The following is a 24,317-nucleotide window of genomic DNA, read 5'->3' as shown; positions in this document are numbered from 1 at the left end:
GCGCCGGGTAACGTTCCCGGTCAGGCTATGTCCTCCTGGAACAGATGGAGTGCGGTGTGACGCGTCGGACACTGGTGCTGGGCGGCGCTCGTTCGGGCAAGTCGGCGCACGCGGAGGGGCTGCTCACGGACGACGTCGTGACGTACGTCGCCACGGCCCGCCGCTACCCCGACGACGCCGACTGGGAGCTGCGGATCGCCCAGCACGTCGCCCGCCGGCCGGCCACGTGGACCACGGTCGAGGCGCCGGCGCCGAATGACCTGATCGCCCTGCTCACCGCGACCAGCGAGAGCGACCCGCCGATCCTGGTGGACGACGTCGCGACCTGGCTCAACGGCGTGCTGGACGACGCGGGCGCGTGGGAGGGCCACGGCATAGGGCAGGTGGAGGCGGAGTGCTCGGCGCTCGTCCGGGCGGTCTCGCGGACGCGCAGCCGGTTGGTCCTGGTGTCGGCGGAGGTCGGGCTCGGCGTCGTGCCCGCCACCCACTCTGGCAGGCTCTTCCGCGATCACCTCGGTTCGCTCAACGCGCGGCTGGCCGAGGTGTGCGACGAGGTGCTGCTGGTCGTCGCCGGAATCCCACTGCGACTGCGCGAAGCCGGAGGTAGTCGGTGACCATCGAGTTCCCGCCCGTCGAGCCGCCGAACGAGGACGTGCGCGGCCAGGCGATCGCCCGGCACGCCGTGCTGACCAAGCCCGTCGGGTCGCTGGGCCGGCTGGAGGAGCTGGGCGCCTGGGTGGCGGCGTGCCAGGGCGAGTGCCCGCCGCGGCCGTTCACCCGGCCGCGCGTGGTGGTGTTCGCGGGCGACCACGGGGTGGCGCGGCACGGCGTGTCGGCGTACCCGAGCGAGGTCACCGGCCAGATGGTGGCGAACTTCCTCGCGGGCGGCGCGGCGGTGAACGTGCTGGCGAACGTGGCGGGCGCGACGGTGCGCGTGGTGGACGTGGCGGTCGACTCGGACACGCCGGTCGGCGACGTCAAGGTGCGGCGCGGCTCGGGGTCCATCGACCGCGAGGACGCGTTGACGCCCGAAGAGGCCGTGAAGGCCGTCGAGGTCGGCCGCAAGCTCGTGGACGACGAGGTGGACGGCGGCGCGGACCTGCTCATCGCGGGCGACATGGGCATCGGCAACACGACGCCGGCGGCGGTGCTGATCGCGGCGCTGACGGGCTCGGAGCCGGTGGCCGTGGTCGGCCGCGGCACGGGCATCGACGACCAGGGCTGGATGCGCAAGACGGCGGCGATCCGGGACGCGCTGCGCCGCGCCCGGCCGGTGATCAACGACCCCCTGGCGCTGCTGGCCACCGCGTCGGGCGCGGACATCGCCGCGATGGCCGGGTTCCTGGCGCAGGCGGCGGTGCGGAAGACGCCGGTGATCCTGGACGGCGTGGTGGTCGGCGCGGCGGCCGTGGTCGCCGAGGAGCTGGCGCCCGGCGCGCGCGAGTGGTGGGTGGCCGGGCACAAGTCCGCCGAGCCCGCGCACGCGTTGGCGCTGGGGCACCTGGGCCTGGAGCCGTTGCTGGAGTTCGACCTGCGGCTCGGCGAGGGTTCCGGCGCGGTGGCGGCGCTGCCGCTGGTCGTGATGGCGACCCGCATCCTGGCCGAGATGGCGACCTTCGACAGCGCGGGCGTCTCCGGACCCGCCTGATGCGGCTGGCGCTGTCGTGGCTGACCGTGCTGCCCGTGCGGGTCGGCGAGGTCGACGCGCGGGCGGCACGGCGGGCGATCTCCCTTGCGCCGCTGGTGGGCCTGCTGCTGGGCGCGGCGGTCGTCGGGCTGCTCCACGTGCCGCTGCCGGACCTGGTGGCCGGGTTCCTGGTCGTGGGGTTCCTGGCGTTGGCGACGCGCGGGATGCACCTCGACGGCTTGGCCGACACGGCCGACGGCCTGGGCTGCTACGGGCCGCCGGAGCGCGCGCTGGCCGTGATGAAGGACGGTGGCGCGGGGCCGTTCGCGGTGGTGGCGCTGATCGTCGTGCTGGGCGCGGAGGCCGCCGCGTTCCCGACCGTCCACTGGGGAGCTGTGCTGCTCGCCCTGACGGCGGGACGGGCCGCGTTCGTGCTGTGCTGCCTGCGCGGGGTGCCCGCCGCACGGCCGGAAGGGCTGGGCGCGCTGGTGGCGGGCAGCCAGCCGGTGTGGGCCGCGGCGGCGTGGTGGGCGGCCCTGGCCGCGGCGGGGTTCCTCGTGCACCCGTGGCACGGTCCGCTCGCCGTCGCCCTGGCGGCCGCACTGGTGTTGTTGCTGGTCAGGCACACGCGTCGGCGGTTCGGCGGGATCACCGGCGACGTGCTGGGCGCGGCCTGCGAGACGGCCACCCTCACCGTGCTGGTCGTGCTGTCCCTGTGACGGGCAGCGCGGCGAGGGTGGCGCCCGGCGCCTAGTCGATCTTCGTCATCCAGCCGTGGGGGTCGGCGACCTGGCCCTGCTGGATGCCCGTCAGGTGGTTGCGCAGCCTCATCGTCACGTCGCCCGTGCGGCCGCCGGAAACGCTGAACTCGCCGTCCGCGTGCTTCACGTGCCCGACCGGCGTGATCACCGCGGCGGTGCCGCAGGCGAACACCTCGGTCAGCTCGCCCGACTCGGCCTTCTTCTCCCACTCCTCGGTGGAGATCCGGCGCTCCTCGACCGCGTAGCCGAAGTCGGCCGCCAACCGCAGCAGCGAGTCGCGGGTGATGCCGGGCAGCAGCGCGCCGGACAGCTCCGGCGTCACCACGCGGGCGTCGTCACCGGAGCCGAGGACGAAGAACAGGTTCATCCCGCCCATCTCCTCGACCCACCGGCGCTCCACCGCGTCCAGCCAGACGACCTGGTCGCAGCCCTGCTCGGCGGCCTGCGCCTGCGCCACCAGGGACGCCGCGTAGTTGCCCGCGAACTTCGCCGCGCCGGTGCCGCCGGGCGCCGCGCGCACGTACTCGGTCGACAGCCACACCGTCACCGGCTTCAGGCCGCCCGCGAAGTACGAGCCGGCGGGCGAGGCGATGAGCACGTACAGGTACTCGGTCGCCGGCCGCACGCCGAGGCCCTTCTCGGTGGCGTAGAGGAACGGCCGCAGGTACAGCGACTCCTCGGGGATCGACGGCACCCACCGCGCGTCGACGGCCAGCAGTTCCCGGATCGAGCCGAGGAACAGGTCGTCGGGCAGTTCGGGCATCGCCAACCGGCGGGCCGACGCGCGGAAGCGCTCGGCGTTCGCCTCGGGGCGGAAGGACGCGATCGAGCCGTCGGGCTGGCGGTACGCCTTGAGCCCTTCGAAGATCGCCTGGCCGTAGTGCAGCACCATTGCCGCCGGGTCCAGCTCCAGCGAGTGGTAGGGCTCGACGACGGCGTCGTGCCAGCCCTGCTCGCGGTTCCAGCGGATCGTCACCATGTGGTCGGTGAAGTGCTGCCCGAAGCCCGGCTTGGCGAGTACCTCCGCAACGCGCTCCGGGGTCGCCGGCTGCGGGTTGGGGGTCCGGGTGAAAGGCAACGCGGTCGTCATGGCAGCACGATAGCCGCCACTGGGACGTCGGAAAATCGCTGTCCCGACCCTCGGACCTCCGACCATCCGGACGGGTCAACCGACGGGCTGCCGGAGCCGACCCAGCGCGATCAGCCCGGTACCCAGCGCGAGCGCCGCTCCGGTGATCACGAGCGCGTCGGCGGGCGCGCTCATGGCGAGCAGGACGGACAGGCCGAGGCCGAGGCACGCGGTGCGCATGGGCCACGTCCGGTCCTCTTGCAGCAGCACGCGCGCCGAGGCGTTCGTGAAGCCGTAGTAGAACGCGGTGCCGCACGCGCCCACGGCCAGCGCGGTGGACGGCGGGAGCGCCACCACGGCGAGGACGGCGAGCGCGGCGCTCACCACGTCCAGCGGCCAGCCGGCGCGGATCGGGGGCAGGTCGCCGGTCTCGGTCATGCCGACCAGCGTGCGCCGGGACGAGGCCAGCACGAACCACAGCGACGACACGGCGGCCACCGCCGCGCCGAACCCGAGCAGCGGCAGGAGCCAGCGGCCGTCCGCGACGACCAGCGCGTCCCGCAGCGGGGCGGGGCTGAGCGCCAGGCGGGCCGCGCCCAGCTGCCGCAGCACCGCCGCGCCGACGCCCAAGGCGACCAGCAGCACGACACCGATCACCGCGGGGACGGCGAAGTGCAGCACCCGGGCGGAGAACACCTGGTCACCGGGCCTCGGCGCGGTGATCCGCTCGAACCCGACGAACGCCGTGAACAGCAGCAGGGACGCGCCCATGAGGCCGTCGAAGCCCGGTCCGGACGCCGGTTCGGCCACGGCGCTGTTGTCCGGCGGCGCGACCGAGAAGCACACGAGCACGACCAGCACGAGCACGCCGAGCACCACGGCGGTCGCCGCCACGCTCAGCCCCGTGCTCCACCGGACCCCCGCCGCGCTCAGCGCCACCGTCACCGCTATCAGGCACAACGCGGCCATCACCCGGTGGTCGGGAACCACGTACGCGCCGAACATCCCGGCCAGCGCGGCGGCGACGCCCGCCCTGCCGACGAGGTGCGCGCTCGCGCCGATGCGCGCGGGCCACGGCCCGAGCTGGTTGCGGATGTAGGCGTAGCCGCCGGGGGCGTCCGGGTAGGCGCGGTGCTGGTCGGCGGTGGAGAACGCGCAGCACAGGGCCGTCACGGCAGCCAGGACCACTCCGGGCAGCAACCAGGGGCCCGCGAGGGCCGCCGCCGGGGCGAATCCGGTGAACACACCGGCCCCCAGCGTCGCGCCGAGGGCGAGCACCACGGCCCCGGCACGGGGCGTGATTGTCACCGGTACACAGTCGCAGATGGATCGGGTGACCGCTAACGCCCGGTGGGACGACCCTCGTTCGTGTTAATTGTTACTCGGTGCTATCGACGGTGCGACGGTCAAGTGTGTGAACGGCACCTTTAGCATTCGTCACGATCCACCCCGATCCCGCCGCAAGACCAGGAAGCGCCGGGAGGACCTCGTCAAGGAGCCGCAGTGACCGCGCCGAAACTGGCCATCACCGACAGTGACCTGAGCAGCACCGCCGCCGACGCCGTGGTGGTGGGCACACTCCAGGGCGCGGACGGCCTCGCCCTCGCGGGCGCCTCCGAGGCGGTGAACGCCGCGTTCGACGGCACGCTGGCCGACGTGCTCGCCGCCGTCGGCGCGACCGGGAAGGCCGAGGAGGTCGTCACCGTCCCGACGCTGGGCAGGCTGGGCGCGCCGGTCGTGCTCGCCGTCGGCCTCGGCAAGCCCGCCGACGACGGCTCGGTCGGCGAGGACCAGGTCCGCCGCGCGTCCGGCGCCGCCGCCCGCGCGCTGGGCGGCAAGAAGCGCGTCGTCACCACGCTGTCCGCGCTGCACCTCGGCCCCGCCGTCGAGGGCACCGTCATGGGCGCGTACTCGTTCACGGCCTACAAGTCCGACAAGGGCAACGGCCCCGTCGCGCGCGTCGACCTCGTCACGCCCGCCGAGGGCAACGCCAGGGCGCACCGGGCGACGGTGAAGGCGTCCACGGCGATCGCCGAGGCCGTCACCACGACCCGCGACTTCGTCAACACCCCGCCGAACGACCTGTTCCCCGCGTCGTTCGCGGAGCGCGCCGCGGCGCTGGCCAAGGCCGAGGGCCTCGAGGTCGAGGTGCTCGACGAGAAGGCGCTGCGCAAGCAGGGCTTCGGCGGCATCCTCGGCGTCGGCGGCGGCTCCAGCCGTCCCCCGCGCCTGGTCCGCATCACCTACCGCGGCCCGAAGGCGGGCAAGAAGGTCGCGCTGGTCGGCAAGGGCATCACGTTCGACACCGGCGGCATCTCCATCAAGCCCGCCGCGGGCATGGACGAGATGACCTCGGACATGGGCGGCGCGGCGGCCGTGATCGCCACCGTCGTGCTGGCCGCGAAGCTGAAGTTCCCGCTCGAGGTGACCGCGTGGGCGCCGATGGCGGAGAACATGCCGTCCGGCACCGCCTACCGGCCCGGCGACGTGCTCACCATGTACGGCGGCAAGACCGTCGAGGTGCTCAACACCGACGCCGAGGGCCGGTTGATCCTGTCCGACGCGATCGTGCGCGCCTGCGAGGACGCCCCGGACTACCTGATCGAGACGTCCACGCTGACCGGCGCGCAGGTCGTGGCGCTCGGCAAGCGCACCGCCGGCGTCATGGGCACGGAGGACTTCCGCGACCGCGTCGCCGCGCTCGGGCGCGCGGTGGGCGAGCAGGCGTGGGCCATGCCGCTGCCCGACGAGCTGCGCGGCGACCTCGACTCGCGCGTCGCGGACCTCGCGAACGTGGCCGGGCACCGGTTCGGCGGCATGCTCACCGCGGGCGTGTTCCTGCGCGAGTTCGTCGCCGAGGGCGTGACCTGGGCGCACATCGACGTGGCCGGGCCGTCGTTCCACACCGGCGCCCCGTACGGCTACACCACCAAGGGCGGCACCGGCGTCCCGGTCCGCACCCTGGCGGCGGTGCTGGCCGACATCGCGGCCAACGGCTGACCGGCACGCCACCGGTCAGCACACCACCGGTCAGCCCCGCACGAGTCAGTACGCGAGGCTGATCGCCTTGCCCGCGGTCCCCGGGTCGGCCAGGCAGCGCAGCACCAGCGCCGCCAGGTCGGCCCGGGACACCGTCGAGCCGCCGCGCACGGTGGTGTCGACGGCGGTGCGGAACGTGTCCGTGCGCGGCCCGTCGGTCAGCCGCGGCGGACGGGCGATCGTCCACTCCAGACCGCTCGCGCGCACGACGTCCTCCATCCGCGCCATGTCACCCCACGGATGCCTGAGCACCCGGCGCAGGATCGGCTTCACCAGGTAGCGCGTCAGCGCGTCGTCACCGTCGGTGATCATGCCGCTGTTGCTGACGACGACGAGCCTGCGCACCCCGTGCGCCTTCATGGCCACGACCAACGCCTTCGTGCTGTCGGTCTGCACGGACGTCGGCTTGCGCACCGATCGCGCGCCGATGGCCGACACGACGGCGTCCGCGCCGGCGAGGTGCGGGCCGATCGAGTCGGGGTCCATCACGTCGGCCACCGCGTCGCGGCCGTTGCGCGTCCGGACGATCGCGGTGACCTCGTGGCCCGCCTCCCGGGCCAGCTCGACGATCTTCGAGCCGGTGCCGCCGCCGGCTCCCAGAACCGTGATCCTCATGCGCGCGCCCTTCGGTTGGTGAGTGCTCACTAACCACCTAGGATAACCCCATGACCACCCGGGACCTCATGCTCGACGCGGCGGCCCACGTCATGCGCACCAAAGGGCTCGCGCGGGCGACCACGAAGGAGATCGCCAAGGCGGCGGGCTTCTCGGAAGCGGCCCTGTACAAGCACTTCGCGGACAAGACCGACCTGTTCCTGGCCGTGCTGAGGGAACGCGCGCCGAGCGACCTGCGGACCCTGCTGCACGGCCTGGAGGCGGGCCGCGGCGACGTGCGCGCGACGTTGGTCGACATCGCGCGGGCCGCGATCGCGTTCTACGTCGAGACGTTCCCGATCGCCGCGTCGATCTTCTCCGAGCCGACGCTGCTCGCCGCGCACCGCGACGCGCTGAAGGCGCACGGCACCGGTCCCGGAGTCCTGCCGCGGACGCTCGCCGAGTACCTGGAGGCGGAGCGGGACCTGGGCAGGCTGCCGGCGGGCATGGACCCCGGATCGGCCGCCGACCTGCTCCTCGGCGCGTGCCACTACCAGGCGTTCCTCGGCTTCTTCACGGACTGGCCGACCGACCCCGAGGCGTTGGTCGGCACGCTGTGGACCGGCCTCGGCTAACCCTGGTTCTTGCGCCGGGAGTACTCGCGCATCCGCTTCGGGTAGCCGACGATCCCCGCGTCGTAGATCGGGATGCCGAGCTTCTTCGCCAGCCGCTTCGCGCCCTCGACGCCGTCGATCCGGCGGCGCGTCCACTCGCCGTCGTGCGCCACGAACACGACCGTGGTCTCCGTCACGGTCGTCTTCGGCTCGACGTACGCCTCGACACCCCGGCGCGCGGCGGCCCACTGCTCCAGGTGGCCGGTGTCCGTGGACGTGGCCGATCGCAACACACCGGGGCGCTGCTTCCTGCGGAAACGGTCGAACAGGCCCACCGGGCCACCTCCTGCCAGGACTTCTCCCGACCATGGTGCCGGCGCGCGTGTGAAGGCAGGGGCAAATCGGGCGAACGGACACCGCGTCGGCACCGTTCACGCGGTAATGACAAGATGGCAACCACACGCGCGCACCCGCGCGGAGTAAGGCATCAAGCTCTCCAGGGAGATCCCGTGACCGACACCTCCGCCGACCTCGTGATCCTCGGTGGCGGCTCGGGCGGCTACGCCTGCGCGTTCCGCGCGGCAGAGCTCGGCCTGTCCGTCATCCTGGTCGAGAAGGACAAGCTGGGGGGCACCTGCCTGCACCGCGGTTGCATCCCCACCAAGGCGCTGCTGCACGCGGCGGAGGTCGCGGACAACGCCCGCGAGGGCGACCAGTTCGGCGTGAAGTCCTCGTTGGAGGGCATCGACATCGCGGGCGTCAACTCCTACAAGGACGGTGTGATCAGCCGGCTCTACAAGGGGTTGCAGGGTCTGGCCAAGGCCAACAAGGTAACCCTCGTCGAGGGCGCGGGCACGTTCGTCGGCCCGAACGCCGTCGAGGTGGACGGTCGGCGGTACACCGGCAAGAACGTCGTCCTGGCGACCGGCTCCTACGCGCGGAGCCTCCCCGGCCTGGAGATCGGCGGCCGGGTCATCACCAGCGACCAGGCGCTCAACCTGGACTTCATCCCGGAGAAGGTCGTCGTGCTCGGCGGCGGCGTCATCGGCGTGGAGTTCGCCAGCGTGTGGGCGTCGTTCGGCGCCGAGGTGACCATCGTGGAGGCCCTGCCCCGCCTGGTCCCCGCCGAGGACGAGTACGCGTCCAAGCAGCTGGAGCGCGCGTTCCGCAAGCGCGGCATCAAGTTCAAGACCGGCGTGAAGTTCACCGGCGCCACGCAGAACGGGTCGGGCGTGTCGGTCACGCTGGAGTCCGGCGACGTGCTGGACGCGGACCTGCTGCTGGTGGCCGTCGGCCGCGGCCCGAACACCGCGGGCCACGGCTACGAGGAAGCCGGCGTGAAGATCGACCGCGGCTTCGTGATCACCGACGAGCGGCTGCGCACCAACCTGCCGAACGTGTACGCCGTCGGCGACATCGTCCCCGGCCTGCAGCTCGCGCACCGCGGGTTCCAGCAGGGCATCTTCGTCGCCGAGGAGATCGCCGGGCAGAACCCGAAGGTCATCGACGAGGCGGGCATCCCGCGCGTCACCTACTGCAAGCCCGAGGTCGCGTCGGTCGGCCTGTCCGAGGCCGCGGCCAAGGAGAAGTACGGCTCCGTCGAGACGTTCGTGTACGACCTCGCGGGCAACGGCAAGAGCCAGATCCTGAAGACCGCCGGCGGTGTCAAGCTCGTGAAGGCTCCCGACGGCCCGGTCGTCGGTGTCACCATGGTCGGCGAGCGGGTCGGCGAGCTGATCGGTGAGGCCCAGCTCATCTACAGCTGGGAGGCTTACCCCGAGGACGTGGCTCCGCTGATCCACGCCCACCCGACCCAGACAGAAGCCCTCGGCGAGGCCTTCCTCGCCCTGGCCGGCAAGCCGCTGCACGTGCACGGCTGACCGTCGCACCCCAGTCAGCCGATCCCCGACCCACGCACGAGGAGTCAGCGAACGATGGCCTTCTCCGTCCAAATGCCCGCACTCGGCGAGAGCGTCACCGAGGGCACGGTCACCCGCTGGTTGAAGCAGGAGGGTGACCGCGTCGAGGTCGACGAGCCCTTGCTGGAGGTGTCCACCGACAAGGTCGACACCGAGATCCCGTCGCCGGCGGCGGGCGTGCTCCAGAAGATCGTCGCCCAGGAGGACGAGACCGTCGAGGTCGGCGCCGAGCTGGCCGTCATCGGCGACGGCTCCGACTCCGGTTCCTCCGACCCCGCTCCGGCCCAGGAGTCGGCCCAGGAGTCGGCGCCCGCGCCGCAGGCCGAGGCCGCTCCCGAGCCCCAGGCCGAGCCCGAGCCCGCTCAGGCCGAGGCCCCGGCCCAGCCCTCGGCTGAGGCTTCCGCCCCGTCCGGTGGTTCGGCCGAGGGCACCCCGGTGACCATGCCCGCGCTGGGCGAGAGCGTCACCGAGGGCACCGTCACCCGGTGGCTGAAGGCCGTCGGCGACTCGGTGGAGGTGGACGAGCCGCTGCTGGAGGTGTCCACCGACAAGGTCGACACCGAGATCCCGTCCCCGGTGGCGGGGACCCTGCTGGAGATCAGCGCGGGCGAGGACGAGACCGTCGAGGTCGGCGGTCAGCTCGCGGTGATCGGCTCGGGTTCGCCCGCGCCGGCCCAGCAGGAGGCCCCGAAGCCCGCGCCGGCTCCCGCTCCGGCCCCGGCTCCGGCTCCGCAGGCCCCGGCTCCCGCGCAGGAGGCTCCGAAGCAGGAGGCCCCCAAGCAGGAAGCGCCCAAGCAGGAGGCTCCGAAGCAGGAAGCGCCCAAGCAGGACGCCGCGTCCGAGGAGTCGGCCAACGGCGCGCCGTACGTCACGCCGCTGGTGCGCAAGCTCGCGTCGGAGAACGGCATCGACCTGTCGACGTTGAAGGGCACCGGCGTCGGCGGTCGCATCCGCAAGCAGGACGTGCTGGCCGCCGTGGAGGCCGCGAAGGCCCCGAAGCAGGAGGCCCCGAAGCCGGCCGCCGCGTCCGCGCCCGCCCAGCGGGTCGCCACCCCGGCCGCCGACTCGGGCAAGCGCGGCACCGTGCAGAAGCTGCCCCGGCTGCGGCAGATCGTGGCGCAGCGCACGCGTGAGTCGCTGCAGGTCTCGGCGCAGCTCACGCAGGTGTTCGAGGTGGACGTCACCAAGATCGCCCGGCTGCGGAACAAGGCCAAGGCGGCGTTCGAGCAGCGCGAGGGCACGAAGCTGACGTTCCTGCCGTTCTTCGCCAAGGCGGCCGTCGAGGCGCTGAAGCAGCACCCGGTGCTGAACGCGTCCATCGACGAGGAGAAGAAGGAGATCGTCTACCACGGCGCCGAGCACCTGGGCATCGCGATCGACACCGAGCGCGGGCTGCTCAACGCGGTCATCGCGAACGCGGGCGACCTGAACCTGGCCGGCCTGTCGCACAAGATCGGCGACCTGGCGGCGCGGGCGCGGGCGAACAAGCTCACGCCGGACGAGCTGACCGGTGGCACGTTCTCGCTGACCAACCTGGGCAGCAACGGCGCGCTGTTCGACACGCCGATCATCCAGCAGCCGCAGGTCGGCATCCTGGGCGTCGGCGTGGTCAAGAAGCGCCCGGTGGTGATCACGGACGAGAACGGCGACGACACCATCGCCATCCGGTCGATGGCCTACCTGGCGCTGACCTACGACCACCGGCTGGTGGACGGCGCCGACGCGGGCCGCTTCCTCACCACCGTCAAGAACCGCCTCGAAGAGGGCGCGTTCGAGGCCGACCTGGGCCTCTAGGTCGACCACCGAGGCGAAGGCCGCTCCCGCTCGCCGGGGGCGGCCTTCGCCGTGTCCCGGCGTCGGCCGGCACCACCCGCCGGCGGACCGCCTCCCGCCCGGCACGCCGTACGGTCCCGCAAACCGCGACCGGCGTGGTGTGGGTGACACCGCGGCCGCTGTGCAACCGGCCCTCCCCTGCGAGACGATCAACCCATGCGGGTTGTGATCGCGGGATCCTCGGGCTTGATCGGCACCAGCCTGGTCGCCGCGCTGCGCGGTGCCGAGCACGACGTCCTGCGGTTGGTGCGGAGGCGGCCCGCGGCGCCCGACGAGCGCGGGTGGGACCCGCCCGCCGGTCGGATCGACGCGGGCGCGCTGGACGGTGTCGACGCCGTCGTCAACCTGTGCGGCGCGGGCGTCGGCGACAAGCGGTGGAGTGACGCGCGCAAACAGGTGCTGCTGGACAGCCGCACGGTGCCGACCGAGGTGCTGGCGGGCGCGGTGGCCGAGCACGGCGTGCCCGTCCTGGTGAACGCGAGCGCGGTCGGCTACTACGGCGACACGGGTGACGCGGTGGTCGACGAGTCGACCCCGTCCGGCACCGGGTTCCTCGCCGGGATGTGCCGGCAGTGGGAAGCCGCCACGTCGCCGGCCGAGGCGGGCGCACGGGTCGTGAAGCTGCGCACCGGACTGGTCATCAGCCCGTCCGGCGGTCTGTTCGGCAAGCTGAGGCCGCTGTTCTCGTTCGGTCTCGGCGGGCGGTTCGGCGACGGCCGCCAGTACATGCCGTGGGTCTCCCTGGACGACGCCGTCGCGGCCATCCGGTTCGTGGTCGAGCGGGACGACGTGTCCGGTCCCGTCAACGTCACCGCGCCCAGCCCCGTCACGAACGCCGAGTTCACCCGCACGGTGGGCCACGCGCTGCACCGGCCGACGCCGTGGGTGGTGCCCGCCTTCGCCCTGAAGGCCGTCCTGGGCGACGCGGCCGAGGAGGGCGTCCTCGCCGGCCAGCGCGCGATCCCGCGGGTGCTCGAACGGCACGGCTTCCAGTTCCTGCACCCCGCCCTCGGGGCCGCCGTGTCGGCGGCCGTCACCGGGTGATCGCGCCGCTGGTCGGCGTCGTCCTGGCGCTGGCGTCCCTCGTCCTGGGCCTGTCGGTGAACGACGACGTGCCCGCGCTGGACCGGGACCTGCACCTGGCGGCCGTCGGGCTGGGCCCCGGTTTCACGCACGCGGCGGCGGTGGTGAGCTTCGTGCTCAGCCCCGGCCTGGCGACGATCGCGCTGCTGTCGCTGCTGATGCGCGCCCTGCTGGCGAAGGACGTGTTCCTGCTGCGGTGCGCCGTCCTGCTGGCCGCGTGCTGGTCAACGCTGCTCGCCCGGCACGGCTACCAGCGGGTGCGGCCGATCGAGTTCCCGAAGTGGAGCTACCCGAGCGGGCACGTCACGGCGGTCACGTCGGTCGCGTTCACGGGCGTGGTGCTGTGCGCGTGGCTGGCGCGCCGGCACCTGAAGCGCGCGGTGGCCCTGGCCTGCGCGGCGGTCGCGCTGACGGCGGCGAGCCGGGTGGTGCTGGAGATGCACTGGTTCACCGACACGGTCGGCGCGGTCCTGGGGGTGGTGGGCGTGGGGCTGGTCGTCGCCCGTGCCCTGCGGCTGACACCCGTGGGCGTAGGGTCGAACCGTGAGCAGTCCTGACCTCTCCTGCCGCACCTCGACCGATCCGATCGACGTGCGTGAGCTGGGCACCATCGACTACCTGGCCGCGTGGGACCTGCAGCGCGAGCTGGCCGAGGCCCGCGCGGACGGCGCCGTCGGCGACACGATGCTGCTGCTGGAGCACCCGCCCGTGTACACCTGCGGCCGGCGCACCGAGCCCGAAGAGCGACCCAAGGGCGGTGACGTCCCGGTCATCGACGTCGACCGCGGCGGCAAGATCACCTGGCACGGTCCGGGCCAGCTGGTCGGCTACCCGATCGTGGGGTTGGCCGAGCCGCTGGACGTCGTGCAGTACGTCCGCCGCCTCGAACAGGCGCTGATCCACGTGTGCGACCAGCTCGGCGTCCCCACGGGTCGCGTCGAGGGTCGCAGCGGCGTGTGGATCGCGGCCGACGACAAGGGCGTGGAGCGCAAGATCGCGGCGATCGGCATCCGGGTGCAGCGCGGCGTGACCATGCACGGGTTCGAGATCAACTGCAACGCGGACCTGTCCGGGTTCGGCGCGATCATCCCGTGCGGCATCCGGGACGCCGGGGTGGCGTCGCTGTCGCACGAGCTGGGCCGGGACGTGACGGTGGCCGAGGTGCTGCCCCTGGCCCGCCAGGCCGTCATCGACGCGCTGAACGGCGACCTGCCGTTGACGGACCGCACGCTGGTGCGCGACCAACCGGTCGCCGCGGGCGTCACGTTCGCCGTCCAGACGGCCTGACGCCCTGCCCGCCACCGGGCGGCTGACAACGACCCGCACTCCCCTCTAGCATTCCGGAATTACGGACTACCAGAGGGGAGTTTCGTCGTGCTCCTGACCCGACGGCACCTGTTCCGGACGTGCGGGGTGGCGGGCGCCGCCGCGCTGCTGCCGGCCCTGTCCCCCGTGCCCGCCACCGCCCAGCCGGACGACTGGCTCGCGTGGTTCCGGGCCAACCGGCAGCACGTCGCCGTGGCGCTGGACGACGGCCGGGGCGGCCGGGTCGCGCACCGCGCGCACGAACGGCAGCCGCTGGCGTCGGCGGTCAAGGTCGTGCACCTCGCCGCGTACGCGAAGGCCGTGGAGACCGGTCTGGCGCGGCCGGACGAGAAGGTCCGGGTCGGCGACTGGGAGCAGTACTACCTGGGGCTGGACGGCGGCGCGCACCAGGCGTCCCTGCGCGCCCTCGGCATCCCGTTCGCCAACGGCGTCACGGCCGACGACCCGCGCCGGTTCGTCACGCTGGACGACCTGGCCGCGGTGATGATCCGGCACAGCGACAACGCCGCCACCGACTTCCTGCGGTACCGGCTGGGCGAGGGACTGGTCCACGCGACGGCGGCCCGGTGGCCCGTCCTCCAGGTGCCGGAGATCCTGGCCGAGGTGCTGCACTTCGTGCTCGGACGCCGGGTGGGCGTGCGGAAGTACCTGAGCGACCCGCAGCTGCAGCTGGAGGTGATCGGGAAGTTCCCGGACGTCCCCAAGACCTACGAGGGTCAACGGCCGTGGGCGCGCGGCACGTGGGCGGGCACGGCGGCGGCGCTGAGCCGGGCGCACCGGGAGCTGACCGGCGTCCCGGCGGCCCGCGCGCACCTCGAACGCGGCAACGCCCTGCCGCCGGGTGTGGCGGGCGTCGGGTTCAAGGGCGGGTCGCTGCCCGGCGTCGTCACGGTGGGCTTCGGCGTGCGCTGGGCGGACGGGCGGGTCGGCAGCGCGGCCGTGCTGACGAAGGAGGTCGACGAGACCTGGTTCGGCCGGTCCGCGGAGCTGGTGCGACTGGTGCTGCGGGCCCTGCTGGAGCCCGCCGCGCTGCGGGAGCTCCAGGTCAGCCTCTCGTAGGATGGCAGCGGTGGACCTGGTGCAACGACTTGCCGAGCTGGAGCAGCGCGTCGCCGCGCTGGAGGGCGACGAGCGGGAGACGGTCGCGCTGCCCGAGACCGAGGACGGCGGCGGCGCGTTCGGCTACGGCGGGCGGGTGGCGCTGGGCGACGGCCGGGTGACGTGGCGGATCGACGTGACGCCGGAGCGCGCGCTGTCGTTGGCGGACCGCCCCCGGATCGAGGTGCTGTCCGCGTTGGCGCACCCGGTGCGGGTGGAGATCGTCCGCACCCTGCTCGCGCACGGCGGTCAGCCCGCGGCCGCGTTGCAGGAGGCGGCCCAGCTGGGCTCGACCGGTCAGCTGTACCACCACCTGAAGGCGTTGACGGCGTCCGGCGTGGTGGAGCAGGACAAGCGCGGGAGCTACCGGCTGCGGCCGGCGGCCACCATCCCCGTGCTCGTCCTGCTCACCGCCGCGTCGGACGTCGCCGGTCAGCTGCGCAGCTGAGGCGCGACCTCGGCCGCGACCAGCTCGACGTGGTCGAGGTCGGCGAGGTCGAGGACCTGCAGGTAGACGCGGCTGACGCCGGTCTTCTCCCGCCACGTGCCGAGCCGGTCCACGACCTCGGCGGGCGTGCCGGTGAGGCCGTTCTCGCGCAGCTCGTCCACCTCGCGGCCGATCGCGGCGGCGCGGCGGGAGACCTCGGCGTCGTCACGCCCGACGCAGACCACCAGGGCCGCGGAACGGGTGATCTCCGCCGGGTCGCGGCCGATCGCCTCGCACGCCGCGTCGACGCGGGTGAGCAGGTCGACGGAGGCGTCGACCTTCTGGAACGGCAGGTTGAACTCGTCCGCGAACCGGGCCGCGAGCGCGGGCGTGCGCTTCGGGCCCGTGCCGCCGATCAGCACCGGGATCTTCGCCACGGGCTTGGGCAGGGCGGGCGAGTCGGCCAGCCGGTAGTACTTGCCCTCGAAGTCGAACGTCCCGCCGACCGGGGTGCCCCACAGGCCGGTGACGATCTCCAGCTGCTCGGCGTACCGCTCGAACCGCTCCACGGTGGACGGGAACGGCAGGCCGTACGCGGTGTGCTCGGCCTCGAACCAGCCCGCGCCGAGGCCGAACTCGACCCGGCCGCCGGACATCTGGTCCACCTGCGCCACGCTGATCGCCAGCGGGCCGGGGTGGCGGAACGTCGCCGCGGTCATCAGCGTGCCGAGCCGGATGGTCTCGGTGTCGCGGGCGAGCCCGGCCAGCGTGATCCACGCGTCGGTGGGGCCGGGCAGGCCGTCGCCGTCGCCCATCTTGAGGTAGTGGTCGGAGCGGAAGAACGCGCCGTAGCCCGCGGCCTCGGCGGTGCGCGCCACCGCCAGGAGGTCGTCGTAGGTGGCCCCTTGCTGGGGCTCGGTGAAGATGCGGAGTTCCACCGCGCCGACGCTAGTCGGCCACTTCGGGAACCCGCGATTCGAGCGAGGCGGAGGTCGCGGACGTCACCGGCGGCGTGACCGGGACCGCTTCTCCTCCACCGGCGCGGCGGGCGGGGCGTCGGCACGGACCCGGAGCCCTTCGACCACCCGCACGATCGTGCGCTCGACCTCGGCGCTGGCCTTGCGCGGGTCGGACGCGCCGGCGATCGTGCTCGCGCCGGCCGACAGCGCGCCGAACAGCAGGCGGGACATCGTCTCGACCGGCAGCTGCTCCAGCTCGCCGGACGTGACCAGCACGTCGATGGTGGAGCGCAGCAGGCCGTAGCTGAAGTGCTCCTCGGCCTCGCGCCACCGCTCCCAGCCCATCACCACCGGCGCCTCGTGGATGACGATCCGCTGGTAGGCGGGTTCCAGGCAGACCCGGACGTACGCGCGCAGGCCCGCGATGGCGGTCTCCCACGGGTCGCCGGGCGCGCTGACGATCTCGCCGAGCTTGCGCATGAACCTGTTCTCGACCGAGTCGAAGGCGGCCTCGAACAACGCCTGCTTGCCGCTGAAGTGGTGGTAGAGCGCGCCCTTGGTGAGCCGGGCCCGCTTGGCGACCTCGTCCAGCGACGTGCCCGCGTACCCGCGTTTGGTGAACAGCTCGACCGCGCTGTCCACGAGGGCCTGCCTCGTCGACTCGGAGTACTCCAACCGCCTGGAACGCACTGTCACCACGTTCACAACCGTACGACATACCGACGGTACGTACTCGTGGTATGTTCGCCTCATCGGCCATACCGACGGTATGCGAGAGACCTGGGGTATGACGCCGGTCACCCCGAGAGGAGGCGTGATCATGAGTTGGACGGACTACTACCGACGACGTGACGCCCTGGACGCCGTGCTCCGCGCCGCGGCGGGGAATCCCGCGGCGCCCCTGACGTTCGACCGCGACCTGTTCGCGACCGAGGACGACCTGCTCCTCGCCCTCCACTACCGCTGGATGCGGCAGCTCACCGGGCGGCTCGGCACGGCGCTGGAGGACAGCGACGACGACCGCGTGGAAACCGTCACCCGGACGTGGCGCGCGCTGGCCGCCGAGCAGCCCGTGCTGCGCGCCGTGCTGGACGCGCACCTGACCGTGCCCGAGGCCCTCGAGCGGGAGCAGCGCCTGCTGGCGCTGACCGCGGGCCTGGCCGACCTGTCCGAGCCGGGCGAGGACGTCGCCCGCGTCGGCGCGGCGTTCCTCGGCCTGATCCGCACCGGCCCGGCCGCCGTCGTCCCCGGCCGGCGCCGCGGGCTCGCCAAGAGCGCCTGAGCACCTGTAGGTATGAGGCATGCCGAAGTGGACTCCCAGGAAATGGGACACCGCGGACATCCCCGACCAGGGCGGGCGCACCGTGCTGGTGACCGGGGCCAACTCGGGCCTCGGCCTGCGCACCGCGGAGGTGCTGGCGGGCAAGGGCGCCCACGTCCTGCTGGCGTGCCGGTCCGCCGAACGGGGTCAGCGGGCGTTGGAGCGCGTGCTCGCGACGGGCGGCAAGGCCGAGGTGGTGCCGCTGGACCTGGCCGACCTGTCCTCGGTCCGCACGGCCGCCGCCGAGGTGCGCGAGCGCACCGGTGACGCGCTGGACGTGCTGGTCAACAACGCGGGCATCATGGCGGTGCCGCTGGGCCGCACCGCCGACGGCTTCGAGCGCCAGTTCGGCACCAACCACCTCGGCCACGCCGCGCTGACGTGGCTGCTGATGCCCGCGCTGCGCACCCGGCCCGGCGCGCGGGTCGTCACCGTGTCGAGCCTCGCCCACCAGATCGGCCGCGTCGACCTGGCCGACCCGAACTACGAGGTGCGCCGGTACACGCCGTGGGGCGCCTACGGGCAGTCGAAGCTGGCCAACCTGCTGTTCGCCCGCGAGCTGGACCGGCGCACCCGCACGGCGGGCGTCGACGTGACGTCCGTCGCTGCCCACCCCGGTCTGACGGCCACCGAGCTGAGCGGCAACATGGCCAAGGCGCACCGCAACCCGCTGCTCGGGCTCGGCGCGCGGATCAGCGACTCGTTCTCCCAGAACGTCGAGGTCGGGGCGTTGCCGCAGCTCTACGCGGCCACGTCGCCGGACGTGGAGCCGGGCGGCTACTACGGGCCGGACGGGTTCCGCGAGATGCGCGGCCACCCGGCCCCGGCGGGGTCCACGACGGCCGCCCGGGACGAGCTGGCGGCGAGCCGGTTGTGGGACCTGACGGCCAAGCTCACGGGCGTCGCGCCCGACCCCTCGTGACGTAGGGTTGAGGTCGTGACCGTCGTACCTGAAGGTCGGAAGCTGCTGCGGCTGGAAGTCCGCAACAGCCAAACGCCCATCGAGAAGAAGCCCTCGTGGATCAAGACCAAGGCGAAGATGGGCCCCGAGTACCGGGAGCTCAAGGGCCTGGTCAAACGCGAGGGCCTCCACACGGTGTGCGAAGAGGCCGGTTGTCCCAACATCTACGAGTGCTGGGAAGACCGGGAGGCCACCTTCCTCATCGGTGGCGAGCAGTGCACCCGACGCTGCGACTTCTGCCAGATCGACACCGGCAAGCCCGCCGACCTCGACCGCGACGAACCGCGGCGCGTGGCGGAGTCCGTCCAGGCGATGGGCCTGCGGTACTCGACCGTCACCGGCGTGGCGCGCGACGACCTGGAGGACGGCGGCGCGTGGCTGTACGCCGAGACCGTCCGCCAGATCCACGAGATGAACCCCGGCACGGGCGTCGAGCTCCTGATCCCGGACTTCAACGCGGTGCCGGAGCAGCTGGCCGAGGTGTTCGGCTCACGTCCCGAGGTGCTGGCGCACAACCTGGAGACCGTGCCGCGGATCTTCAAGCGCATCCGGCCGGCGTTCCGCTACGAGCGGTCGCTGGAGGTCATCACCGCGGCCCGCGAGGCGGGTCTGGTGACGAAGTCCAACCTGATCCTGGGCATGGGCGAGACGCCGGACGAGGTCACCGAGGCGCTGCACGACCTGTACGACGCGGGCTGCGAGATCATCACGATCACGCAGTACCTGCGGCCGTCGCCCCGGCACCACCCGGTCGAGCGCTGGGTGAAGCCGGAGGAGTTCGTGACGCACAAGGAGACCGCCGAGGGCATCGGCTTCTCCGGCGTCATGGCCGGTCCCCTGGTCCGGTCCTCCTACCGCGCGGGCCGGCTGTACGCGCAGGCCGTGCAGAAGCGCGGCGACGTGCTGCCGGAGAACCTGCGCCACCTGCTCGAAGCGGGCGGCGCGGCGCAGGAGATCACCTCGCTGCTCTCGTCACGCTGACGTCGGCTCACCGACCACCACGCCGTCCAGCGCCCGGACGTAGTCCGCTCCGAAGGCGCTGGACGGCGTGTGCGCGCCGGGGGCCGTGCCGTCGAGGCGCTGGACGGCCTTGACCACCGAGTCCGCGGTGAGGTCGTAGGCGTTCGGCCCGGTGAGCGCGAGCCGCACCCGGTTGCCGTCGGCGTCCCAGACCTCGCCGAACACCTCGGAGCGCGTCCGGCCCCTGGTGGCGTCGTTGGGCCCGCCGATGCGCTTGGCCACCGCCTTGCCCAGCCGCTGGCCGAGGCCGGTGCGCAGGAGCGGCGCGGTGATCGGCTGCAGGCGCGTCAGCACGCCGGGGATCGTGGTGAACGTGGTGATGTTGGGGATGCCGGTGGACCGGTAGGCGGTGCTCACGTCGCCCCACGGGATCGCGCCCACGTCACGGGGCCGGTCGCGGAAGTGCGCGGTGCGCCGCCGGTGCCCCAGCCGGACGCCGCGGATCTCGCCGTCCCGCCGGACCCGGCCACCGCCGCCCGAGCCCTCGACGGCCGTCCGGGCCGTGCCCGCGCTCGCGCCGCCCTGCACCAGGAACGCCAGGTCGAGGTGCGTGGCCGTGGGCAGCGCCTCGTGCAGCATGGCGGCGACGCAGTCGGTGGGGACGACGTCGAACCCGATGCCCGGCAGCAGCACCACGCCGGCGGCCTTCGCGGCCTCGTCACGCGCGCTCACCGCCTCGAAGACGTCGATCTCGCCGGTGATGTCGAGGTAGTGGGTCCGGGACTCCAGGCAGGCGTCGACCATCGGTCCCGACGTCGCCGAGAACGGGCCGGCGCAGTGGGCGACCACGTCGACGTCCGCCAGCGCCGCCGCGGCGGCCTCCGGGTCGTCCAGTCGGAAGACCCGGTGCTCCAGCTCCAACCGTTCGGCCAGCGCGCGCACCTTCGCGGCATCGCGCCCGGCCAGCACGGGCCGCAGCCCGCGCCGCACCGCCAGCTCGGCGACCAACGTGCCGGTGAACCCGTTCGCCCCGTAGACCATCCACGTCATGGGGTAGAAGCTACTCGCAGGTAGCTAGGTGGACGACCGCCGCCGCACCACCGCGCTCCCCACCAGCAGGAGCGCGCCGAGCACGACGACCGGAGCGGCCCACGCCAACCGCTCCGCGCGCAGCCGGCCGCAGATCTCGACGAACGCCCCGCCCTCGGCCTCGACGGCGACCTCGTCGTAGCCCATGCCGACGGCGTTCCCGCACGAGACCGCGATGCCCGACGGGGTGTCGGTCGACAGGGGCGCCAGCACGATCAGCAGCCCGGCCAGGAAGAACGCAACACCGACCACCGCGGTGACGGCCCTGGGCGACATGCCGAGAAGTTACGTCTCCGGGACGCGCGCGCATAGGGGGATGTCACATAGGGGGACTCGGTTAGCACCCCTAATCAGCCGCCCGACCCACCGGGGGGCGAGCGGACGTCCTGGCGCGACGAACGGTCCCGCACCGCGCCCGGACCGATCGGCCACGCCTTTCACCCGACCGAGAACCGGCACCCACCCGTACCGGATACACCATTCCGCCGAGCCGCCGTCACGACGACGGCACATTTATCACTCGATCGAGTGAATGCGTTCCGCACCCGACCACCCGAATCGCCCAACGACGCGCCGAGCAGCGCCACTCACGCCCGTCCCGACACCCCGCGAGACGCGCCGGCGGACGTCCGCCGCTGGGCTCAAACCGCAGGCCGCTCGCCGACCGAGCCACCCATTTCACTCTTTGGTGCGCCATTGTCGAATCACCGACCGAACCCTTTCGACTACGTTTCCGCCACGCACCGAAGGAGTTCCCGACCGCCGTGAACACCATCCACGAGATCGTCGAGCACGACCTCCGCCCGCTGACCCGGAACCACCCCCTGGTGCCCGCGCTGGAACGACGGCTGGCCGTCGCGCTGGGTGGCAGCACCCGGTTCGGCAGGCTGGGCCTGCGCTGGCCGGCCGCGGCGGCGGGACGTGCCCAGGACACGGTCTCGTTCCGCACCAACGACGTCGGCGGCTACGGCCCCGTGCCGCTCACCCCGATCCTCGACGTCACCGTGGTCATCGCCCGCTTCGCCCGCATCCCCGAGTTCGCGCGGACCGACGAGCTGAAGCAGGCGAGGCTGATCCCGTGCGCCGACCGGGCCCGCGAGGAACTGCTCACGCGACCCATCCCCATGGACCGCTGGATCACGTTCGAAACGACCCTCGCGGACCACACCTACCGCCTCTGCGAAGGCCGCTGGCACGAACTCCGCCACCGCCGCGACCGAGCCGCCTGACGCGCTGGGCCGGACCGCTTCCACCTCCCAGCCTGCGAGGCGGCCCGGCCGAAGAACTACTCAGCGCTGAATGAATCGGGCGCGCGACCAAACGAGGTCGTCCGGGAAGGCGATGACCGAACCGATGATTCCGACAATGAGTGCCGTCCACGACAGGCCACCGAATCGCGCGCCTGTCGGCCGCTTTCTCCGACGCGTTCGAAAAGCCCTATTCGCCCCGCCGGATCCGGTCCCACCAGGTGGTGTCGTCGGCCAGGTGCCACTCGGAGAACCTCATCACCCGACCGTCCTCCGCCTTGATCGGGACGACCACGTCCGAGGTCGGCCGCATGTCGAGCCACATGGTTCCCGCCAGCGGACCGCTGATCACGAGCCAGGCGTCGTTGATCCCGTCCGTCCACATGTAGAGCGCGCCGACGGTCTCGAGGTCGTAGACGACCCCGCACTCGTCGTCCCACGCCTGCCACTCGGCGGGCTCGTAGTCGCGTGACGGTTCGCGCGGCTCCAACTCGTCCCAGAGCCGCTGGATCTCCGCGCGGTCGCGGAACGGCTCGGCCAGCCGGGCGAGGTCGGTGCGGTCGTCGCCGACCCAGCCCCACCCCTCCGACGTGCGCGTCAGCCTGTTCGTCTTCGCGTCGCCACCCGCGCTGACCGTGAGCAGGAACTCCCGGTACTCCTCGGGGAACACGACGCCGAACTGCCGCTCGGCTTCCTCCACCTCGTCGAGCGCGAGCGGGGCCGCCGGCAATGAACCAACCATGCCCCTCTTGTAACAGCCGCCCCGGGCGGAGGGCCAGTTCCGGGTTCCAGCAGTGGACGTCGCACACCCACCGAAAGCGCCTCAACCGGGTCTGTGCGACCCGCGCCTACCCCACGGTCAGGTCACTCCGTCTCGGCCCAACTCAGTCCACTCGGCCGGTCCCCGCGTCCGGCGAGCAGTCCCCACAGCGCTTCACGGACCAGGTCGAGCGGCACCTCGGCGTCGGCCGGGAATTCGTGGGCCGTGCCGAAGTAGGCGAACGTGACGCCCTGGGCGTTGGCGTGGCCGCCGGGGACGTACCAAGTGCCGTCTTCCCCGGAATACCGCACGGCTCCGAGACCGGTTTCCGCGCTCACGCCCACCAGCAGCTCGTGGTCGGGCAACTCGTCGCTGTCTTCTCGCACGGCATACGCGGTGGCGGCGCGGTACGCCGGCCCCAGCGTCAACAGCTCGTCAACGAAGGCGTCGACGTCTTCGCGCGTACGCAGGCGCCTTGGCTCCTGGTCGTGCCGGTACGCCACATCGAGGACGTAGCCCACAGTCAACGCTCCTTCCCGGTGTAGGCCTTCACGCCGCCCGGCCAGTGGACCGTCAAGCGCTGCCCCGGCCGGAGAACCCTCGGCACGACGCGATCGCAGGAGAACGGCCGAAATCACAGGGCCGGTTGTTCACGGCCAACGTAGCGTCAGCCTCACCGGCCTCCTCCACCTGGACGGCGACCTGCACCTGGACGTGGTCGGCCACCGTCAGGGTTCCCCGCGCGGGAGCCAGGCCGAGACGGCGCAGCCCCGCGACCGCTCGCTCGCGCAACTCACCATGGCCGCTCGTGATCGGCCCGTGCACCTGTCCGAACTGGTCGACCCAGAAACCCGACGTCTTACCGCCGGGGTCGTCGCGCTCGGGAAGGGCATCGAGGAGACCGGCGATCCGCCCGACCGTCGGCGCGGCACTGTCCGGCTGGGAAGCTGCGGGCCTGGCGGAACCTGGCGGCAGGGCTGGAGGCGCAACACTTGGTGGTGTGCCGTGCCGTTCGAGGCGGCCGGCCGCCGACGTGACGGCCTGCTGGATCACGCTCAACCGCTGTTGCAGCTGCTCGATACCGTCCGCGACTTCCTCGAAGCGAGCGATGACCTGCGACGCTTCATCGTCTTCACTTCCCAGCAGGGCGGTCCTCAGCAGGGCCAGGACGTCTTCCACGAGGCTGAGCGCGTCCGCCAGGGCAGCGAAGGGCAATTGCCCCACGGCCCGGCGCATGACGTCCACGACGTCGCCAATGCTCGTCACCGTGCGCTCAGTCGCTGGAGTTCACCGCATCGTCGAGGCCGTCCGAGCCAAACCTGGCCAACACCGCCACGGCCTCGGCCATGAAGTTCCGAAAAGCTCGCTCATCGGTGAAGTGAAGGCTGACCGCGCCGTCCGCGAACGAGAAGAACGCCTCTCCGCCCACAACCTCGTGATCGATCGCGCAGTTCGCATCGATCTGGGCGCTGGTGCGAACGTGGGTGCCAAGTTCGATTTGCATGTGCCTAGTCACTCTTTCCAGTGATGCCAATAACGACGGTGTCCGAGCTCGCGGGTCTCGTCCGGGCGCATGCACGGTTCGGGGTCGGTCCCGCGGCTCCACCCAAGGCATCCGACAGCGGTCCAG

Annotated in this window: 28 protein-coding genes; 16 read left to right on the top strand and 12 right to left on the bottom strand. The window is 72.6% G+C overall.

Annotated features, from left to right (window positions below):
• The first annotated feature begins 56 nt into the window (after nucleotides 1-56).
• The 3 genes from cobU to cobS are packed head-to-tail and all read left to right on the top strand — an operon-like array spanning nucleotide 57 to nucleotide 2,346.
• Nucleotides 57-614: a bifunctional adenosylcobinamide kinase/adenosylcobinamide-phosphate guanylyltransferase gene (gene cobU, locus ACRAKH_RS07675; protein WP_380723762.1), complete on the top strand. Its 558-nt coding sequence runs from the start codon at nucleotides 57-59 to the stop codon at nucleotides 612-614.
• The gene (gene cobT, locus ACRAKH_RS07670; protein WP_380723761.1) at nucleotides 611-1,648 is read left to right on the top strand and encodes a nicotinate-nucleotide--dimethylbenzimidazole phosphoribosyltransferase; all 1,038 of its coding nucleotides are present in this window, start codon (nucleotides 611-613) and stop codon (nucleotides 1,646-1,648) included. The genes cobU and cobT overlap by 4 nt, the downstream gene beginning before the upstream one ends.
• Nucleotides 1,648-2,346: an adenosylcobinamide-GDP ribazoletransferase gene (cobS, locus tag ACRAKH_RS07665; protein WP_380723760.1), complete on the top strand. Its 699-nt coding sequence runs from the start codon at nucleotides 1,648-1,650 to the stop codon at nucleotides 2,344-2,346. Before cobT ends, cobS begins: the two co-directional genes overlap by 1 nt.
• 31 nt (nucleotides 2,347-2,377) lie before the next feature.
• Here cobS and ACRAKH_RS07660 read toward each other — a convergent pair whose 3' ends face one another.
• Nucleotides 2,378-3,478: a branched-chain amino acid aminotransferase gene (locus ACRAKH_RS07660; RefSeq protein WP_380723759.1), complete on the bottom strand. Its 1,101-nt coding sequence runs from the start codon at nucleotides 3,476-3,478 to the stop codon at nucleotides 2,378-2,380.
• Between the two features lie 75 nt (nucleotides 3,479-3,553).
• Nucleotides 3,554-4,765, bottom strand: a complete 1,212-nt coding sequence (locus ACRAKH_RS07655; RefSeq protein WP_380723758.1) for an APC family permease — start codon at nucleotides 4,763-4,765, stop codon at nucleotides 3,554-3,556.
• A gap of 195 nt (nucleotides 4,766-4,960) precedes the next feature.
• Between ACRAKH_RS07655 and ACRAKH_RS07650 the strand changes: the two genes are divergently transcribed.
• On the top strand, nucleotides 4,961-6,457 hold the full coding sequence (locus ACRAKH_RS07650) for a leucyl aminopeptidase (protein WP_380723757.1): 1,497 nt from the start codon (nucleotides 4,961-4,963) through the stop codon (nucleotides 6,455-6,457).
• A gap of 45 nt (nucleotides 6,458-6,502) precedes the next feature.
• Here the strand turns inward: ACRAKH_RS07650 and ACRAKH_RS07645 are convergent, their stop codons facing one another.
• Entirely contained in the window at nucleotides 6,503-7,111 is a 609-nt protein-coding gene (locus ACRAKH_RS07645; protein WP_380723756.1) for an NAD(P)-dependent oxidoreductase, read from the bottom strand.
• Nucleotides 7,112-7,161: 50 nt separating this feature from the next.
• On the opposite strand from ACRAKH_RS07645, the gene ACRAKH_RS07640 reads away from it, so the two are divergent.
• The gene (locus ACRAKH_RS07640) at nucleotides 7,162-7,725 is read left to right on the top strand and encodes a TetR/AcrR family transcriptional regulator (protein ID WP_380723755.1); all 564 of its coding nucleotides are present in this window, start codon (nucleotides 7,162-7,164) and stop codon (nucleotides 7,723-7,725) included.
• On the opposite strand, the gene ACRAKH_RS07635 is transcribed toward ACRAKH_RS07640, so the two are convergent.
• Entirely contained in the window at nucleotides 7,722-8,039 is a 318-nt protein-coding gene (locus tag ACRAKH_RS07635; RefSeq protein ID WP_380723754.1) for an oxidoreductase, read from the bottom strand. The two genes, ACRAKH_RS07640 and ACRAKH_RS07635, sit on opposite strands and share 4 nt — an antisense overlap.
• 174 nt (nucleotides 8,040-8,213) lie before the next feature.
• On the opposite strand from ACRAKH_RS07635, the gene lpdA reads away from it, so the two are divergent.
• From lpdA to ACRAKH_RS07600, 7 genes are all read left to right on the top strand, one after another.
• A complete protein-coding gene (lpdA, locus tag ACRAKH_RS07630) occupies nucleotides 8,214-9,584 on the top strand; it encodes a dihydrolipoyl dehydrogenase (RefSeq protein ID WP_380723753.1) in 1,371 nt (456 codons plus the stop codon).
• 54 nt (nucleotides 9,585-9,638) lie between these two features.
• A complete protein-coding gene (gene sucB / locus ACRAKH_RS07625) occupies nucleotides 9,639-11,417 on the top strand; it encodes a 2-oxoglutarate dehydrogenase, E2 component, dihydrolipoamide succinyltransferase (protein WP_380723752.1) in 1,779 nt (592 codons plus the stop codon).
• 195 nt (nucleotides 11,418-11,612) lie between these two features.
• Nucleotides 11,613-12,500, top strand: coding sequence for a TIGR01777 family oxidoreductase (locus tag ACRAKH_RS07620; protein WP_380723751.1), 888 nt, complete (start codon nucleotides 11,613-11,615; stop codon nucleotides 12,498-12,500).
• Nucleotides 12,497-13,096 (top strand): phosphatase PAP2 family protein, encoded by a 600-nt coding sequence (locus tag ACRAKH_RS07615; protein WP_380723750.1) that lies wholly within the window; start codon nucleotides 12,497-12,499, stop codon nucleotides 13,094-13,096. Before ACRAKH_RS07620 ends, ACRAKH_RS07615 begins: the two co-directional genes overlap by 4 nt.
• Entirely contained in the window at nucleotides 13,083-13,826 is a 744-nt protein-coding gene (lipB, locus tag ACRAKH_RS07610; protein ID WP_380723749.1) for a lipoyl(octanoyl) transferase LipB, read from the top strand. The genes ACRAKH_RS07615 and lipB overlap by 14 nt, the downstream gene beginning before the upstream one ends.
• A gap of 87 nt (nucleotides 13,827-13,913) precedes the next feature.
• Complete coding sequence (locus ACRAKH_RS07605) at nucleotides 13,914-14,924, top strand: serine hydrolase (protein WP_447009705.1); 1,011 nt, start codon at nucleotides 13,914-13,916, stop codon at nucleotides 14,922-14,924.
• Between the two features lies 1 nt (nucleotide 14,925).
• Nucleotides 14,926-15,411 carry a helix-turn-helix domain-containing protein gene (locus tag ACRAKH_RS07600; RefSeq protein WP_380726626.1) on the top strand — a complete coding sequence of 162 codons (486 nt, stop codon included), beginning with the start codon at nucleotides 14,926-14,928 and terminating at the stop codon, nucleotides 15,409-15,411.
• Here the strand turns inward: ACRAKH_RS07600 and ACRAKH_RS07595 are convergent.
• Nucleotides 15,396-16,328 (bottom strand): LLM class F420-dependent oxidoreductase, encoded by a 933-nt coding sequence (locus tag ACRAKH_RS07595; protein WP_380726624.1) that lies wholly within the window; start codon nucleotides 16,326-16,328, stop codon nucleotides 15,396-15,398. The two genes, ACRAKH_RS07600 and ACRAKH_RS07595, sit on opposite strands and share 16 nt — an antisense overlap.
• A 63-nt stretch (nucleotides 16,329-16,391) precedes the next feature.
• Nucleotides 16,392-17,039, bottom strand: a complete 648-nt coding sequence (locus ACRAKH_RS07590; protein ID WP_380726628.1) for a TetR/AcrR family transcriptional regulator — start codon at nucleotides 17,037-17,039, stop codon at nucleotides 16,392-16,394.
• Between the two features lie 130 nt (nucleotides 17,040-17,169).
• Here ACRAKH_RS07590 and ACRAKH_RS07585 point away from each other — a divergent pair, with 130 nt between their 5' ends.
• The 3 genes from ACRAKH_RS07585 to lipA are packed head-to-tail and all read left to right on the top strand — an operon-like array spanning nucleotide 17,170 to nucleotide 19,612.
• Nucleotides 17,170-17,631, top strand: coding sequence for a hypothetical protein (locus tag ACRAKH_RS07585; protein WP_447009704.1), 462 nt, complete (start codon nucleotides 17,170-17,172; stop codon nucleotides 17,629-17,631).
• Nucleotides 17,632-17,650: 19 nt separating this feature from the next.
• Nucleotides 17,651-18,592: an oxidoreductase gene (locus tag ACRAKH_RS07580; protein ID WP_380726620.1), complete on the top strand. Its 942-nt coding sequence runs from the start codon at nucleotides 17,651-17,653 to the stop codon at nucleotides 18,590-18,592.
• A gap of 15 nt (nucleotides 18,593-18,607) precedes the next feature.
• A complete protein-coding gene (gene lipA / locus ACRAKH_RS07575; RefSeq protein ID WP_380726618.1) occupies nucleotides 18,608-19,612 on the top strand; it encodes a lipoyl synthase in 1,005 nt (334 codons plus the stop codon).
• Here lipA and ACRAKH_RS07570 read toward each other — a convergent pair.
• Both ACRAKH_RS07570 and ACRAKH_RS07565 read right to left on the bottom strand, forming a co-directional pair.
• Nucleotides 19,604-20,641, bottom strand: a complete 1,038-nt coding sequence (locus ACRAKH_RS07570; RefSeq protein WP_380726616.1) for a saccharopine dehydrogenase family protein — start codon at nucleotides 20,639-20,641, stop codon at nucleotides 19,604-19,606. The genes lipA and ACRAKH_RS07570 overlap by 9 nt on opposite strands.
• Nucleotides 20,642-20,665: 24 nt before the next feature.
• A complete protein-coding gene (locus ACRAKH_RS07565; protein ID WP_380726614.1) occupies nucleotides 20,666-20,956 on the bottom strand; it encodes a hypothetical protein in 291 nt (96 codons plus the stop codon).
• A 488-nt stretch (nucleotides 20,957-21,444) separates the two neighbouring features.
• Between ACRAKH_RS07565 and ACRAKH_RS07560 the strand changes: the two genes are divergently transcribed.
• Nucleotides 21,445-21,909, top strand: a complete 465-nt coding sequence (locus ACRAKH_RS07560) for a TIGR04141 family sporadically distributed protein (RefSeq protein WP_380726612.1) — start codon at nucleotides 21,445-21,447, stop codon at nucleotides 21,907-21,909.
• Nucleotides 21,910-22,117: 208 nt separating this feature from the next.
• On the opposite strand, the gene ACRAKH_RS07555 is transcribed toward ACRAKH_RS07560, so the two are convergent.
• The 4 genes from ACRAKH_RS07555 to ACRAKH_RS07540 all read right to left on the bottom strand — a co-directional run bounded on the left by ACRAKH_RS07555 (nucleotide 22,118) and on the right by ACRAKH_RS07540 (nucleotide 24,191).
• On the bottom strand, nucleotides 22,118-22,669 hold the full coding sequence (locus ACRAKH_RS07555) for an SMI1/KNR4 family protein (protein WP_380726610.1): 552 nt from the start codon (nucleotides 22,667-22,669) through the stop codon (nucleotides 22,118-22,120).
• A gap of 122 nt (nucleotides 22,670-22,791) precedes the next feature.
• Complete coding sequence (locus ACRAKH_RS07550) at nucleotides 22,792-23,208, bottom strand: Imm1 family immunity protein (protein ID WP_380726608.1); 417 nt, start codon at nucleotides 23,206-23,208, stop codon at nucleotides 22,792-22,794.
• 52 nt (nucleotides 23,209-23,260) lie between these two features.
• The gene (locus tag ACRAKH_RS07545) at nucleotides 23,261-23,953 is read right to left on the bottom strand and encodes a DddA-like double-stranded DNA deaminase toxin (protein WP_380726606.1); all 693 of its coding nucleotides are present in this window, start codon (nucleotides 23,951-23,953) and stop codon (nucleotides 23,261-23,263) included.
• 7 nt (nucleotides 23,954-23,960) lie between these two features.
• A complete protein-coding gene (locus ACRAKH_RS07540) occupies nucleotides 23,961-24,191 on the bottom strand; it encodes a hypothetical protein (protein WP_380726604.1) in 231 nt (76 codons plus the stop codon).
• Nucleotides 24,192-24,317: the final 126 nt, after the last annotated feature.

The sequence above is a fragment of the Saccharothrix hoggarensis genome, from assembly GCF_052936025.1.
Note: the sequence above shows the minus strand (reverse complement) of the source record. Positions and strands in the feature narration are given on the sequence as shown.

Coding starts and splice junctions, on each gene's coding strand:
- cobS (WP_380723760.1), top strand. CDS start 1,648: ATGCGGCTGGCGCTGTCGTGGCTGACCGTGCTGCCCGTGCGGGTCGGC.
- ACRAKH_RS07660 (WP_380723759.1), bottom strand. CDS start 3,478: ATGACGACCGCGTTGCCTTTCACCCGGACCCCCAACCCGCAGCCGGCG.
- ACRAKH_RS07645 (WP_380723756.1), bottom strand. CDS start 7,111: ATGAGGATCACGGTTCTGGGAGCCGGCGGCGGCACCGGCTCGAAGATC.
- ACRAKH_RS07640 (WP_380723755.1), top strand. CDS start 7,162: ATGACCACCCGGGACCTCATGCTCGACGCGGCGGCCCACGTCATGCGC.
- sucB (WP_380723752.1), top strand. CDS start 9,639: ATGGCCTTCTCCGTCCAAATGCCCGCACTCGGCGAGAGCGTCACCGAG.
- ACRAKH_RS07620 (WP_380723751.1), top strand. CDS start 11,613: ATGCGGGTTGTGATCGCGGGATCCTCGGGCTTGATCGGCACCAGCCTG.
- ACRAKH_RS07600 (WP_380726626.1), top strand. CDS start 14,926: ATGGCAGCGGTGGACCTGGTGCAACGACTTGCCGAGCTGGAGCAGCGC.
- ACRAKH_RS07585 (WP_447009704.1), top strand. CDS start 17,170: ATGAGTTGGACGGACTACTACCGACGACGTGACGCCCTGGACGCCGTG.
- ACRAKH_RS07580 (WP_380726620.1), top strand. CDS start 17,651: ATGCCGAAGTGGACTCCCAGGAAATGGGACACCGCGGACATCCCCGAC.
- ACRAKH_RS07570 (WP_380726616.1), bottom strand. CDS start 20,641: ATGACGTGGATGGTCTACGGGGCGAACGGGTTCACCGGCACGTTGGTC.
- ACRAKH_RS07565 (WP_380726614.1), bottom strand. CDS start 20,956: ATGTCGCCCAGGGCCGTCACCGCGGTGGTCGGTGTTGCGTTCTTCCTG.
- ACRAKH_RS07555 (WP_380726610.1), bottom strand. CDS start 22,669: ATGGTTGGTTCATTGCCGGCGGCCCCGCTCGCGCTCGACGAGGTGGAG.
- ACRAKH_RS07540 (WP_380726604.1), bottom strand. CDS start 24,191: ATGCAAATCGAACTTGGCACCCACGTTCGCACCAGCGCCCAGATCGAT.